A 13372-nucleotide genomic window follows, 5' to 3' on the forward strand; every position below is an offset into this window, starting at 1 on the left:
CGGGACACCCAGCGCGGCGCTGATCTGGTTGACGGTGTTGCCGCTGGCCCGGAGCTGCCGGGCGCGGCGTTTAGTGGTGGCCGGCCAGTACCGGGCATGACGCTGGCGCGGTACCGGCATCCCTTGGCAGCGGGCCATGTCTTGAACCGCACGGGGCGAGCGTCCGAGGGCATCCGCGACGGTCATCGCGTCGCGGCCCTCCATCTGGCGCAGGGCCTGCAGTTCGCTGGTGCGCCAGAGCTCCATCACGCGGCCAGCGGGTACTGGTCGGCCGCATCCTGCAGACCGTGGATCATGGCCCGGCACATGTCCGGGAACTGCGCCTGGTCGTAGAGCTTAGTGGCACCGGTGGGATTGATCGGCTTGAACCCCAGCAGGGCCAGACCGTCGGCGCTGATCAAGAGCGGGGCGATGCGCGCGTTGATGTCGCCCGGCTTGATCTTGGCGACCTCGCGCGGCGCGGCGTTCGGTGCCGGGGTGCTGGCCATTGCCGTCGGAGCGCTTCGCGCCGGTGCCGCAGTCGCTGCCGGCGCGGCTGCCACCGGTTCGGTCTGCTGCTGGGCCGCTGCCTCTGCCGCGGCGTCGGCTGCCGCCTTCTGTGCGCGGGCAAGGCGCGTATGGTGGCTGAGAGGTATGGCGGTTCGTTAACGATTCGACAGTATCGCTATGAGCTAGTCAAGGCCCTAGACTGGATCCGGGGCCGAATGGCGGTGTGACGTCAGGGGAAGATCATGGCAGGCGATCCTGCGGCGGAGAATGCAGCAAATGTGAAGAGTGGCACTCCAACGTCCGGTGGAGGGGCATTCTATGGTTTTGGCCGTTGGCTCGTAGGAGTGGTTAGACCTTGGGGAGTATTCCTGAAGGTCGTTCTGGACCCCTATACTTTTCTACTCATAGCCGTCGGCGTCGTGCTGGGCTGGTTCGGACCCAAAGCTGTAGGTGAGAACTACAATGCCTTGCTGCAAATCGTTGTCGCTGTGGTAACGGGCGTGGTCGGGGCGAGGATCTCGACAGCGATTGCAGCTATCAACCAAGACGGTAAGCTATATGCAAGTGGCCGGATGGCTGTGCGTGGTCTGCGTTTGATTCTGACCAAAACGCTTGCGCTGGAGCGAAGGGTCGCCACTTTCGTTGCTGACTCTCAGAAGCAGCAGGTTCCAGAGGTCCGAGCTCAAGTCGCTATGCGCAACCTTGATGAAGTGCTCGAATCAATCCGGACGCTCCAGCTAGAAGTAGTTGGGTCGATCGAGAATTGGGTGGATGTCGTCCCCGATGCTGATGTTTCGAAGATATTCATGGCGGTAGGGGAGCTCCGTGACCAGCTGACCCAGAAGGACGAACAGCTCCGCGAAGCTGTGGAAAGCAAAGAGCGGCTCGAGAGTAAAGGTGAGACTGACACGCAGGCACTCAAACATGCAGAAAACCGCATTCGTGAGCTTGAGCGCGACAAGGCCGGGCTAGCAAATCAGATGCATTCGCTCAAGCAAGCCGCCACCCAGGGGTCGCAGTCCACCAGCGTCATGAATATGCTGACATTGGGCGATTACTTGAATCGAGTGGAGAATTCGCGCAAGGTCAGAAACCAGCGTTCTGAGATTACAGATCTTTCGCAAGCCATCCTCCCGATGAACGAGACTGGCGAGAAGGCCGGCTTGCATGAGGAGCTGGGTCGCCCCATCCCGAAGTGATTGACAGTGACGTTAGGAAATGAACTAATTCTGCAACTGTCAATAATTGTCCCTGAAGCCCCGGCCCTGCGCTGGGGCTTCTGCGTTTCCGGGACCCGAACACCGATCAACCTCCGCGCCGAAAGCCCCTCCGCTCGCCGTGAGGCGATTGGGGTTGGCGACAACGCAGGCGTGCGGTCTGCGCACGGCCTTTAGAGGCCGGGCAGCGCCTAGGCAGCGGTGGTGATCGGCCCTCTGCGCCCGCAGCCCCCCCGGACCAACCACATCCTCGCGCATCAGCCGGTTGCGGGGCGGGCACCTATGCAGGAGAGACCATGGTGAGCACCGAAACCGTAGCGGCCGCCATGGGCGCCGGCCAGTACGCGCAGCCGCTGGGGGATGCGTGCATCCAGTTCGGTACTGTGACCGTGCTTCAGAAGGCGCACTTCTTGGCTCAGGAAGGCCGCAGGAGGCGCCAATGGGCGCCGCTGAAAGGCTCGATTTATCAGTGGAGGATTGGCTGACCGTTGACGAAGCCGCCCACTACTGCGGCGTCTCCAATAGCCAGTTCAGGAAGAACGCCATGTGCTATGGGCTCACTCCCGCCGCTTCATGGGAAAGCAGTTGTACGAAAAGGCGGCGCTCTATGCCGCGATCGAAGGTGCAGAGGAATGGCAAAGGTTCGACTCTACTGGCGCGGCAGCAAGGCCCACCTCGACTGGGCGGAAGGCGGCGAGCGCTTTCGTTGGTCCATTGGGCAACCTGACGCCCGTGAGGCGGAGAGAATACGTGCCGCGAAAGAAGCAGAACTGACCCAAGGGGGGGCGGATCTCGGCGCGCCTGCCAAAGGTCCGCGACTACTTGGAGTGGTATCTGGACTGGTACGAGGCCAGGTTGCTAGACGACAAGGCGGCAAAGGAAACTGTGGGGAAAGGCAGCAGATCCGAGCACCGTGGCTCCTGGCGCTGACCGGTCGCTCGCCGATTTGTTGGATGCACTGGCTAGGCAGGTTCACCACGGTGAGCATCTGGAGGGGGATGCGGCGCAACAGCTTCTGGAGCCGGGCGCAACTCTGCTCATGGTGTTCGGCCCTCGGCTCGCGAATGGGTAGAGGAATGCTCGCCACTAGGTAGTTCTGGAAGCGGCAAACCTGGTGCTTCGGACGTGGGCGATGGAATGGCTCAACTCGGGAAAGCCTGGGGAGACCCGGCATGATCGAGCGATTGCCAGCAATCGCGGCTTGGCGGCTGTGCTGGGGGAGCTTGAGGCTGAGCGGAAACGCTAGAGCGCTCATGCGAACAGATCCAGTTGGGCCGGCAGTGCCGGTGCGCGCGGCGGCTCCGGCAGTGGGGCGGGGCGGTGGCGCGCAAACGCGCGCGCTGAGCGGCGTTGAACGAGAACCAGTAGCCCCGAGGCCATGCCGCCGCACTCGCGCCTCGCTGAGGAAGACGCGCGCTGTGTGCTTGGCCTGTACAGCGGTGAGCAGCCGGTCACCCATGGCAGCTCTCCACGCGCCATGGCGTGGCAGAATGCCGGCGAATCCACAGGGGGATCAGCGAATGAGTATGCTGGATGGCGTCAGTCAGTGCTGGTGGCTCGGCAGTAAATGTCTGGTTGACTGGGATGCATGGTCGGCAATTGGGACGTTCTTTGCCGCGTTTCTGGCGCTGCAAATATCGCTTCGAGAACAGAGACGCAGACGGGAAGAAGCGCTGGAACGAGCCCTTGGCCTGTCCACGCTCTTGGAGCCCGATGTTCAGGAGTGGCACGAACGCATTCGGAAGTTGCGGCACCACATCCAACACGATCACGCCCAAGCGATTAATGAAAGCTTTGAGGCAGAGGGCGGTGACGTTCTTCAAGCTCCGGCTTCCGTACGAGAAAACCTCCATCGCATCCACGAGCTGCACAAAGCGGCCCAAGGACTTGCGGTCGCGGTGGCCTGCGCTGTCGCGGCCAGGAAAATGAAGTACCAAGTTAGAAGTGCGCTGCGACCTGGCGCTGAAGATCGGATTCTGATTTTGAACATTCTGGACACGCATCTGGAGATTGCGGACACGGAGCTGGAGAAAGCCCTCGAAGAGATCAACGCACGTATATTCGCGGGGCCTAAGAAGAGGCCGCGGTGGGCTCCATGGCGGCGCTGGTGAGAGCCGTTGAAGCCATACGGAAGAAAGGTCGCTTGCGTCGCTGTAGGCCTTGTAGGTCGTCCACGGTAGCGGTGGCAGCACATGCTCCAGCCTGGCCGTCCCACCGAGCCACACGTCCGCTTGGGTCGTCTTGTGGTTGCTCATGCATGCATGTCCTTGCTGTGGGTGGAGCGCTCGCTGTGCGCGGGGAGGTGTTCCCAGCGTTCGGCTTCGCCCAGGTAGTACTCATGGCGTTCCTGTCGGACGGTGGCGGTGAACTGCACGTGGTGCAGTGCGCGCTCGGCGGCTGCTCGGTTGGCCGTTGCCATGCGGGCTGGGTCGTGATCGAGGATGTCGAGCTGGCTATGCACAGCACGCCTCCGGGCACCGGGCCATGGCAGAATGCGGCCGAGTCCAAAGGGGGATCAGGGAATGAGCATGCTGGACGGCGTAATTCAGTGCTGGCCGCTTAGCAGTACTTGTGAGGTGTGGTGGGACGCTTGGGCTGTTGGTGTGGCAATGGGTGCTGCGGAAATTGCTCTCCTCGGCGCTATCGCGGTTGCGTATCTCGCTTATCAGGCCAACGAGCTCTCTCAGACTAGTCAACGAGAGGCTAGGGAAAAGGCGGCGACTGCTGAGCAACGTGAAATGGAAGAGAGAGCTCGTCAGGAGCGGGTCATTCTTTCCTTTCTTTCTGCTGAGCTCGAAGCCGTCGTCCGATGGTCGACGGCTTGTATTAGCTTGATGGAAGACGGGAGAGCTTTCGCTTTCGAAGAGTTCATTGCGAGCAAATCTGCACGTAAGACAATGTCCGATCAGGCGCATAGCCTCAGTGTCGAGAATGCTGGGCGGATGCTTCCGAGTTTCCACGTTTGTAGCCCCGCCATAGGGCTGAGGCTTGGACGGTTGCTGGGCGACCTCTACATTCAAAGGAGCTCGTTTTCTTCCTACAGCAATTGGCCCGACGTTGGACAAACGGAGGATGGGTTCACTGTGAGGCGAGCGGAGTGGCAAGTCTCGTTCAATCTCACCCTGTCCAGGCTTCGACGGATCCGATCCGACGCAGAGCATTGCTCTGCCGCCGCATTCGAAGTTGCGCTGCAGGACCCCGCCTGAGGTTCCTGCGCTCAGACCGCAGCATGCTGTGGCGGCAGTAGGCAAGCGCACCGCTGCTGCAATGCGGGCGAGGTCGTGATCGAAGATGTCGAGGTGGTTGCGCACGCTGGACTCCTGGGATGGGTTGCCGGCCGGTGGAGCCCGGCCGGCGCGGGCTCCCTGCGCTACAGGGGGAGAGCGCAGGGCAGGGGGGCAGTGGGTGGGGTGATGGGCGGGGTGCCGCCGGCCATGGCGGCGAAGAAGTCGTAGTCGGTCACGGCTGGCCGCCTATAACGCGAACGCTCGGCTTGCCGGCGACTTCGACGGGCCGGCCGATCTTCGTGCCGGGTTACGAGCAGGACAATCCGGGCGGTGCGCCGGATCGTCTGCTGAACCGCGATATCCAGATCAACCAGCACGCCCCGCCCCGGCCGCAGGCGCCACCTCGATCGCGTTCGGCGACTTCAGCTACTACGAGATCCGCGACGTGATGGCAGTGACCCTGTTCCGCTTCAACGACTCGGCCTATGTGAAGAAGGGCCAGGTGGGCTTCATGGCCTGGATGCGCTCTGGCGGCAACCTGGTTGACGTGGGCGGCGCGGTGAAGACCTTCAAGCACGGCGCTGCGGCTTAACTGCCTCGGCCCACGAACGGAGGGACGCCCCAGCGCGGGCGTCCCTCGGAGACCATCATGGCAAAGCAGAAGAACACCTCCGCGCAGGCGGCCAATGCCGTCGACCAGCGCCTGCTACGCGATCGCAAGTTCCGCGTGGGCCGGGAGACCCGCGGCGAGCTGAAGCAGCCGCGCGAGGAATCGCAGCACCGCCTCATCCACAAGATCGGACACCTGATGGTCGACATCGTCGAAGGCGGGGAGCAGCTGGGCGCGCACGATGCGGTGAAGCGTCTGCAGCTGGACGCTGACGTCTGCTGCGAGATCGTGGAAATGGACGCCACCCCAGTGATCGCCGCGGTGCTGGACGCCTGCGAGGCGCCTCTGGGTGCAGGCGCCCGCAAGGTGCCGGCCGGCGCGCTGCCGGAAATCCGCACCATCCCGGTCAAGCGCGCAGAGAGCCTGTCATTCGGCGAGATGGAACAGGCCCGGTTCCAGGAGCTGTTCGACGGTCTGACCGAGTACATCGGCCGCCGCTACACCCATGTGATGCTCGACGACGTGCGCGCCGAGTTCTGGAAAATGGCCGGGCAGAACAGGAGAGTGGCGTGAAAGAATCAATCAGAGGGATTAAGCGCGGAAGGGCGGAAGAAAAACGCCTCGATGCGATTCTGCGAAGTGGTCAGAGCCGCCAGCGTGTCCCAGAGCAGGCCATAGAACTTGCTCTTGCTGTAGGTGGCCATTCGAGATTTATACAGAGGGCCGCTTTGAAGGTGCTCGACGGTGGCGCCGGTGACGATCATCAGCTCGCGAGCGCGTGTGACGTTGTAGATCGCGCGCTGGAGGCCTTCGGCTGCAGGGCCAAGTTCATGAATTCGCGAAATCACTGCGGTGATAGCTGGTGGAATGTTCAGTGCACTCTCAGCGAGCGGACCGATCACGCAGGCATCTTCACCGAGAGACTGCGCGTGTTCGTCCGGATCCTCGTCGGTCCACACAGCATTGTTTCTTTCGGCAAACTCTTGGATGTGTGGCAGCAGCATCAGCCCCAGGCTGCGCGCCTTATCGGCCATCTCGCGCTCTTGTTTTCTCTCAGTCAGATAGTGCTGAGCCGAAGGAACTGCAACAGCGATAAGGATGGCCACGATGCTACCAATGGCCTGAACCCACGCGGGCGCGTCTTTGCCAAGCGATATCTGTCCGGTCAGGGACAGCAGCCCAAGAGCTGCACCGAAGCCCGCCGTGATCAGCGCGACGTACAGCAGCACCGTGATCCAGTTGATCCGATTCCTCGAGCCCATGTCGATATTTCCCCCTATCCATGGCGGGAGGATACGCACTCCCCTGCCGATCTGGGAGGGCTGCTGATGCGCTCGAAGAACTAGAAGGCGTTCACTCCTGCAGAGGAGCGGCACATGGAAGCAGTAAAGCTGCTGCCATGCAGTGTCTGTAGCCGACCAGGACCGAGCGACGCCCACCACATCAAGTAGGGGCAGCACTACACCACCGTGGCCTGTGCAAGGGCTGCCACCTGGGCAGTTTCAACGGCATCCACGAGCAACGCCGCATGTGGCTCGTCATGAAGATGGACGAGCTGGCCGCCCTGAACGTCACCCTTTCCCGGCTGCAGCTGAAGGAGGCCGCACGATGATTCACCTTACCCTGCCGTAAGGGCTTCACCGGCCTGTTCAATGCCGCTGGCGTGATTCCGACTGCTGCCCCGACTGGCAGCTGGACAGCTTTTACCGACTCCGAGCTGATCGTGGGTATGCTCAATCAGGCGCTGCTCAACGTGTTCAACGGCACGAACACGGCGTTGATCGCCAACACGCTGCTGCTGCCTGGTCGAAGTTCAACCTGCTCGCCACCCGCAAGATGTGCGAGCACAGCGACAAGACTATCATCCAGCGGTACCTGGAGAACAACCTGCACACCGATCTGCCCGAGACCGAGTTCAAGGCCCTGACCTTCGCGCAGGTGAAGAAGGTCGGCAGCATCGGTGAGCGCGGCATCAGCACCAACATCGTCCAGTACGACACGCTGGACACCCTGGTGGCGCTGAAGGGCAAGGGCATCACTAACGCCGGTGACCCTCAGGTGGAGGTGGCCGAGGACCTGACCGACCCGGGCCAGGTTGCCCTTCGCGCTGCGGGCGACCCCAATGTGCCGGACGCCTATGCGTTCAAGGTGGAACGCGCCGACGGTTCCATCGAGTATCGGCTGGAGGCGCGTGCGAGGGTGACCTGTCGATTCAGGCGAGAGAGCACTGGTGCTGTAGGGCGCAGCCCTCATGAGGAAATGTGAGCCCCACCGCCATCACGACGGCAGGGCTCAGTCATCAGAAGGGTGCTACTGAAAGAACAAGCCCAACTGCGCAGGCAATCCAAGACAGAGTAAGCAGGAACAGCGTCCGTGGCTTATTGGTGAACCATTCGGCATTCCGCACCCTCGCTCTATAGGAAACGATGAGCGCGATGAAGACGAGGGATGGAATGATGTACGGCCAGACAAGAGCGCCCTTGGCACCCCTTCCGATCGACAGTCCGGCCAGCATCCATACTGCAGAGCTCATCGTCAGGATCAAAAATGCCCGGATAAGAATGCCGTTTCCGTGGATCAGTCGCTCTGATCCACGTTCTATGGGGTTAGGGAGTTCACTTGGCATTGTGCACCTGAGGGAGTGTAGGAACAGCCGATTCGGAAACCAACATATACCGGTGGAGAGTTTGCGCCGATCCAACGGACACCCAGGTTGTCGAGGTGTCTTATCATCTCACCACCCGGGCCTGCCGCAAGTGGGCCCGTCGGATAAATGTACGTTTGGGAAGCTTGATCGGGGCTCGCAATATCCTTCTGCCCGTCAGGAATCACATTGCCTGCTGCGTCTCGCCCGGATCCACGGATGTATCTGTACCCGTGATCTTGATAGGTGTATTGCACGAGAATGTAAGAGCCGTCAGGGAAGGGAATAGTGGTTACGATGCTGAAGGGGCTCGGCAGCTTTGTGATGTTGACGGCTTGAGAGAAGCCTGAAACGAGAACACGAAGGGTCTCTCCCACAAACCGCAAAGGCCCGAGATTGTCGTAGGATAGTGTTTTCGCAATAGCCGCCTCACGCCAAGCCGGTGTCGTCACCGCATCCATTGCATTCATCGGGTAGGTCTGAGGTGGATCGGCGAGTGGTATAGCCTGGGTGGGCGCTGCGGCGATCGCGCCACCGAATGAGTTGAGCGCAGCGCGGCTGTCATATACAGGCGCTTGGACTCTAACCGTCTCAGACCGGCCATTCGCGTCGTAGAGCTGCATGCCCGCATTGAACATTGCTTGTTCGTCCGCAGTCAGCATGATTTCCTTTACTTTTGTTCCGCCTGGAGCGGCAGCTGCGCGATAAAGCGGGCCGCCACTACCGGATACGTTCATGTGGTACAGGCGTCGATTCTTGAAATCCCAGAAGTAGTAGTCTCCGTCTCCTCCTGCCTTTGACTGCATCTGACGCTTTGTCAAAGTGCAGTCATCACAGGTTATTGAGTCGATTGCGTGTGCGGAGAGGGCACTTGTGAAAAGCGATATTCCGAGAATGACCTTTGCAGCCTTCAAACGCATTTCAGTTCCTTCCTGGAGTTGTAGATTGGCGTGCAATGTAAGCGCAGCGTGAACGTGCTGGCGCTTCACTTATACTCTTCAACCAAGCGCGAGCTTTTGCCGATTTTGGCGGGAGAACTCTTTGGTCACGTAGCATGGGTTGTTGGGAAAGGTGGACATTTGCCAGCCCTGCCTCTTGGGTTCCCTGATGGGGCAGTAATCACCAGCGTCGTGTGATCGAGTGGCAATGGACCCACGCTGGTCCCAGGCACTTCGTAAGTTGCTGATTGAGCGGGCGACGAAATCCCCTCCTAAGGGGAAGGTCGACCGTTCGAATCGGGCCGGGGTCGCCAGAATCAACAGCTTGCGAAAGCCGCTATATCGCCACAGGCCATATCGGGCCATCAAAAGGCGCCATTTGGTCACAGTGGTGGTAATGGCGAATCAATAGGTTGGCTTCGCCACCGCACCGTCATCGCCCTCAGGGGGAGAGGTGCTCGTAGCACTTCCAGTAGTGGCCTAGTCGGCATGCCCGGCCAGGATCTGCACCTGTCGCAACGGCACTCCGGTGATGGCCATACCGTGTTCTTGTGCACGGCGACAAGCGGATCGGATAGACAGCGAAGTGCCCAGCGCACATACCGGCCCAGCGGCGCCTCGCGCTACTTGCCGACCTCGTGCACCCCCGGCCATCTTCGTCTGGATCGCTCTCAACACTTTGGCTGCCCACCTCTGCCGGGAGGCTTGGTGGGCGGCTGGAGTTGGATTGCCGCGCGGCAATTGAATCGCAATGCCGTAAGGTAATTTTTCTGCCAATCCCCTCGGAATTGCGCAGGGGCGGACGCGCAGTAGAATCAGCCAACAATAACGGAGGGGATTATGCGGAAAGGAATGCTTGGTGCTGCGGCCGCAATGACCACGTTGATCGGCTGTTCCACGGTCCCCGTCACGGAGGAAACCGCCAGGCCGGTGCCTCCTGATCGTATCTACAAGGCCGAACGCTTGGCGCCGTCGCCGGACCGTAGTGCGCAGATCTACATCATGCGGGACAAGGGTTTCCATGGATCTGCCTGCACGCATGCCATCTCTCTCAACAATGAGAAGGTGATGGACATTCGCCAGTCCGAAGCCGCCACTCTGTATGTATCACCAGGCTCCTACTTCGTGAAGCTCGACACAGGTGGTGGCGCCTGCCCGAACATTTCAACCTCTCAGAACCTGACCATCAAGGCGGGCGAAAGGCAGGTCTATCGAATCCTGCTGCCGTCCGATGGGAGCCTTCGCCTGACCCGCGAGCAATAACCAAGCGCGGCAGGTCATGCAACGCCATGCAGGTGCTGGGTGAGGCGGACTCGGCCGCCGATGATCGAATCGTCAATCAGGCGGAATGACGGATAGAGGCCATCTTCGACGAACCCGGTGTACCCCGTGTCGACTAGCACTACTACTGGCGCAGTGCGTCCGGGCTGGGTACCTGGCCTGGGTGGAGGCTGGATTCACGCGGCCGCAGGCCATGCAACCGGTGTCCGCCAAGCTGGGCCCCGGCAAAATGTAGGCAGCGTCGGATTGTCGGTCCCGTGAAAACCGCAATCCTGTGGTAGTAAAGGCCCCAGCGGTGGCATGACGCCGCCGACAGGGGGCAACATGAAGGCGATGACCGCTGTTCTGGTTGCGGCTGTGCTTTGCGTTGTTTGTTCAACCAAGGGGGGTTCCACTGCACCCTACAACGTCTCTTTCGTTGGCCATCCTTCCCGGGCCGCCGTAGCACCACCTCTACCTCCACCTCCGCCGCCCCCCGTTGACGGTCAGGCCCAGGCGCCTGATCCCAGCGGAGTCAAGCCTCCGAGGAGGCTTCCCCGCGACGGATGGTATGAGCCTGGAGAGGAGGTGGATGACGCCTCGGGCGTTGAGGAGGCGTTGCCAGCGGTACTGGCGGAATGCAAGAAGCTCATCCTCGGGATGGAGAACAAATCCGTTGATCAGCGAAAGGCGTCCCTCTGGGTGTACGGGATCGGGCTGGTCGCGGGCACGGTCATCGCACCTGCACTTACGGCGGCGAACGCTGCCAAGCACGCCGGTGCAATAGCGGGACTAAGTGCATTGGGGGGCGCCTCTGGTATGGCGGGAAAGGCGCTGGAGGACTCTGGGTTCGGGGGATCCGCGGCAATTGCTGATCGTAGAGCTGTCGCTGACGTGATTCGTCTGAAGCTCCCAGTGATCACGGATCGCAGAGAGGCGTCGCACGATCGACGGAAGGCGCTTACGGAAATGCAGGCTGCATGCTTTGCCTACGATCTGACCACCCCGAAGCCCATCCAGTCGTCAACAACCGGCAAATGAACAGGGAAGGGCCCGCTCTCCGACGGGCCCTTCTCTTTTACACCCGCGTTAAGTTCGCTGCCGTCACTTTGCTCCGGGTGAAGAAGGTGGGCAACATCGGCGAGCGCGCCATCAACACCATCGTCGTGCGGTACGACATGCTGGATACCTTGCTGGCCCTCAAGGGAAAGGGTATCGGGAGGAGGCGCCCGAAGACCCCGAAGTCGATGGACGACACTTTGCGTCTGTGGGTGAGGCCGATTGAATTTTCTGCTGGGGCAGTCGGCATGTGTTCCGGATATGGCAGTAGAATCCGCGCCAGCGCCTCTCTTTCGGGTCATCATGTCGTTACGAGTAGCGTGCCTGTGCGGGAACGTCGCCATTGAGCTGGCTGGAGAGCCGGTCGCACGCGCCAATTTCCACTGTTCATCGTGCAGGGACTTCTACGGTGTCACCGTGTTCTCCGCGACGGCATGGGAGGCTTCGTCGGTTCAGATGGCCTCCTTCGATGCGCGAAGCTTCAGCCATCCCCATAAGCAGCTGAAGAAGACCTTCTGTGCTACGTGCGGCGAGGTTGTGTTCGGCACGAACCGTCTGAGCATGCGTGTCGTTCCCAACGCCATGCTCGCCCGCGCTGGCGGCGGATGGCTGGACGTTGCCATGGCGCCCACAATGCATCTCTACTACCGGCAACGCGTAGTTGAGGTTCGCGATGAGTTGCCGTAGTACCTTGATGGCTGGGACGGCCCTGCCTACCTGCAGGGCTGAAGCTGCGACTGTGATGGTGCAAGGGCATTGTCGCAGGACAACATTCAACGGCTGCCGCGCAGCGTGACGGCGCTGGGCGGGCCGCTCACAATCAGTGGACCATACCACACAGGCATCCTCATGCCCGCACAGTTGCAACCGGTTCAACCTCGGCATTACCCGCGTATCGCTGGCTGGCTCGATTCGGTTGCAGCGACGCAACGCTGGGCTGGCCCGGGCGTTGCGTTTCCTCTGCTGCCTGAGGCATTCGCACGGGCTCTTGAACTGGCCGAGCGCCCGGGTTGGGTGCTGTTGGACGGGGAGGGTGCTTGCATGGGGTTCGGCCAGTACTGGTTGACCGCGCCCGGCACTGCCCACCTGGGCCGCATCATTGTCTCGCCGCAGGCGCGTGGGCGCGGCCTGGGCCGGGTGCTGATGCAGTTGTTGTGTGCCGAGGCCCTGCGGTCGCCGGATGTGCAGCGCCTGAGCCTGCGTGTCTATCGTGACAACGTCGCAGCGTTGGCGCTCTACCGCGATGTCGGCTTCCAGCCGGTGGAAGATGCCTCGACGCTGGAATTGTTGTTCATGCTGCGCAGCGAGGGCTGAGCCGTGATCACGTGGGCAGCGGTACGGTCTGCTGCGCCTGCCATTCCCTGGCAGTGATGCGGCTGATGTGCTCGGTGCGGTAGTCGGCGAGGAAGCGGTTGAACTGGTTGACCTCGGTGTGGTGATGGCGGAAACCGCATTTGGCCTGCGCGCTCATTGATTGCAGGTTGTCGGCGAAGTAGCCGCACCACAACGCATCCAGCTGCAGATCCAGGAAGGCATGCCGCATCACCTCACGTACAGCTTCGGGTACCAGGCCACGACCCCAGTACGGTACGCCGATCCAGTAGGCGATCTCTCCCTCGCGCTCGCCCAAGCTGAAGTTGCTGTCAGCACCGATCAGGATGCCGACGCATCCGATGGCACGCCCGTTCTCGCGGCTCTGCAGGGCGTAGACCTCCGGTCGGTTGAACACGGTGCGGATGATGTCGGCACTCTCCTCTACGCTGGCATGCGGTGGCCAACCGGCGATGGGCCCCACGCGCGGGTCGCGGGCGTACTCGTACAGATCGGCGGCGTCACTGTCGCGCCAGGGGCGCAGGATCAAGCGTTGGGTGGCCAGTTGCATGGCGGGTCCGTCGGTGGAAAGAGAGTGCACAGGCTAGGTTTCGACG

Annotated in this window: 17 protein-coding genes; 10 read left to right on the forward strand and 7 right to left on the reverse strand. The window is 61.4% G+C overall.

Annotated elements, in window-relative coordinates; translation table 11 throughout:
* Both AC5P67_RS12980 and AC5P67_RS12985 read right to left on the reverse strand, forming a co-directional pair.
* Nucleotides 1–246: hypothetical protein (locus tag AC5P67_RS12980; protein ID WP_495214754.1), on the reverse strand; the 246-nt coding region annotated here is incomplete at its 3' end.
* Complete coding sequence (locus AC5P67_RS12985; protein WP_062605950.1) at nt 246–488, reverse strand: hypothetical protein; 243 nt, start codon at nt 486–488, stop codon at nt 246–248. The genes AC5P67_RS12980 and AC5P67_RS12985, both read right to left, overlap by 1 nt.
* Before the next feature lie 243 nt (nt 489–731).
* Here AC5P67_RS12985 and AC5P67_RS12990 point away from each other — a divergent pair, with 243 nt between their 5' ends.
* On the forward strand, nt 732–1688 hold the full coding sequence (locus AC5P67_RS12990) for a hypothetical protein (RefSeq protein ID WP_495214757.1): 957 nt from the start codon (nt 732–734) through the stop codon (nt 1686–1688).
* Nucleotides 1689–2005: 317 nt separating this feature from the next.
* Nucleotides 2006–2191 carry a hypothetical protein gene (locus tag AC5P67_RS12995; RefSeq protein ID WP_146257105.1) on the forward strand — a complete coding sequence of 62 codons (186 nt, stop codon included), beginning with the start codon at nt 2006–2008 and terminating at the stop codon, nt 2189–2191.
* A gap of 966 nt (nt 2192–3157) precedes the next feature.
* On the opposite strand, the gene AC5P67_RS13000 is transcribed toward AC5P67_RS12995, so the two are convergent.
* Complete coding sequence (locus AC5P67_RS13000; protein WP_146257106.1) at nt 3158–3961, reverse strand: hypothetical protein; 804 nt, start codon at nt 3959–3961, stop codon at nt 3158–3160.
* On the reverse strand, nt 3958–4167 hold the full coding sequence (locus AC5P67_RS13005; protein WP_062605944.1) for a hypothetical protein: 210 nt from the start codon (nt 4165–4167) through the stop codon (nt 3958–3960). The genes AC5P67_RS13000 and AC5P67_RS13005 overlap by 4 nt, the downstream gene beginning before the upstream one ends.
* Nucleotides 4168–4228: 61 nt before the next feature.
* Between AC5P67_RS13005 and AC5P67_RS13010 the strand changes: the two genes are divergently transcribed.
* The 3 genes from AC5P67_RS13010 to AC5P67_RS13020 all read left to right on the forward strand — a co-directional run bounded on the left by AC5P67_RS13010 (nt 4229) and on the right by AC5P67_RS13020 (nt 6116).
* Nucleotides 4229–4912, forward strand: a complete 684-nt coding sequence (locus AC5P67_RS13010) for a hypothetical protein (protein ID WP_062605942.1) — start codon at nt 4229–4231, stop codon at nt 4910–4912.
* 427 nt (nt 4913–5339) lie between these two features.
* Nucleotides 5340–5525, forward strand: a complete 186-nt coding sequence (locus AC5P67_RS13015; RefSeq protein WP_231098201.1) for a phage major capsid protein — start codon at nt 5340–5342, stop codon at nt 5523–5525.
* Nucleotides 5526–5582: 57 nt separating this feature from the next.
* Nucleotides 5583–6116 (forward strand): hypothetical protein, encoded by a 534-nt coding sequence (locus AC5P67_RS13020; RefSeq protein WP_053091941.1) that lies wholly within the window; start codon nt 5583–5585, stop codon nt 6114–6116.
* 5 nt (nt 6117–6121) lie between these two features.
* On the opposite strand, the gene AC5P67_RS13025 is transcribed toward AC5P67_RS13020, so the two are convergent.
* The gene (locus AC5P67_RS13025) at nt 6122–6772 is read right to left on the reverse strand and encodes a hypothetical protein (protein ID WP_146257112.1); all 651 of its coding nucleotides are present in this window, start codon (nt 6770–6772) and stop codon (nt 6122–6124) included.
* A gap of 607 nt (nt 6773–7379) precedes the next feature.
* Here AC5P67_RS13025 and AC5P67_RS13030 point away from each other — a divergent pair.
* On the forward strand, nt 7380–7808 hold the full coding sequence (locus AC5P67_RS13030) for a hypothetical protein (RefSeq protein WP_180849171.1): 429 nt from the start codon (nt 7380–7382) through the stop codon (nt 7806–7808).
* Nucleotides 7809–8141: 333 nt separating this feature from the next.
* Here AC5P67_RS13030 and AC5P67_RS13035 read toward each other — a convergent pair whose 3' ends face one another.
* Nucleotides 8142–9107: a hypothetical protein gene (locus AC5P67_RS13035; protein WP_143568313.1), complete on the reverse strand. Its 966-nt coding sequence runs from the start codon at nt 9105–9107 to the stop codon at nt 8142–8144.
* An 891-nt stretch (nt 9108–9998) separates the two neighbouring features.
* Between AC5P67_RS13035 and AC5P67_RS13040 the strand changes: the two genes are divergently transcribed.
* From AC5P67_RS13040 to AC5P67_RS13055, 4 genes are all read left to right on the forward strand, one after another.
* The gene (locus AC5P67_RS13040; protein WP_329754706.1) at nt 9999–10388 is read left to right on the forward strand and encodes a hypothetical protein; all 390 of its coding nucleotides are present in this window, start codon (nt 9999–10001) and stop codon (nt 10386–10388) included.
* Nucleotides 10389–10973: 585 nt separating this feature from the next.
* On the forward strand, nt 10974–11426 hold the full coding sequence (locus tag AC5P67_RS13045; RefSeq protein WP_171968966.1) for a hypothetical protein: 453 nt from the start codon (nt 10974–10976) through the stop codon (nt 11424–11426).
* A 240-nt stretch (nt 11427–11666) separates the two neighbouring features.
* The gene (locus AC5P67_RS13050; RefSeq protein WP_329754705.1) at nt 11667–12131 is read left to right on the forward strand and encodes a GFA family protein; all 465 of its coding nucleotides are present in this window, start codon (nt 11667–11669) and stop codon (nt 12129–12131) included.
* Between the two features lie 162 nt (nt 12132–12293).
* The gene (locus tag AC5P67_RS13055; protein ID WP_171968977.1) at nt 12294–12758 is read left to right on the forward strand and encodes a GNAT family N-acetyltransferase; all 465 of its coding nucleotides are present in this window, start codon (nt 12294–12296) and stop codon (nt 12756–12758) included.
* A gap of 7 nt (nt 12759–12765) precedes the next feature.
* Here the strand turns inward: AC5P67_RS13055 and AC5P67_RS13060 are convergent, their stop codons facing one another.
* A complete protein-coding gene (locus AC5P67_RS13060) occupies nt 12766–13326 on the reverse strand; it encodes a GNAT family N-acetyltransferase (RefSeq protein ID WP_099485195.1) in 561 nt (186 codons plus the stop codon).
* Between the last annotated feature and the right edge of the window lie 46 nt (nt 13327–13372).

The sequence above is a fragment of the Stenotrophomonas sp. YJH_SMC_21 genome, assembly GCF_059369555.1.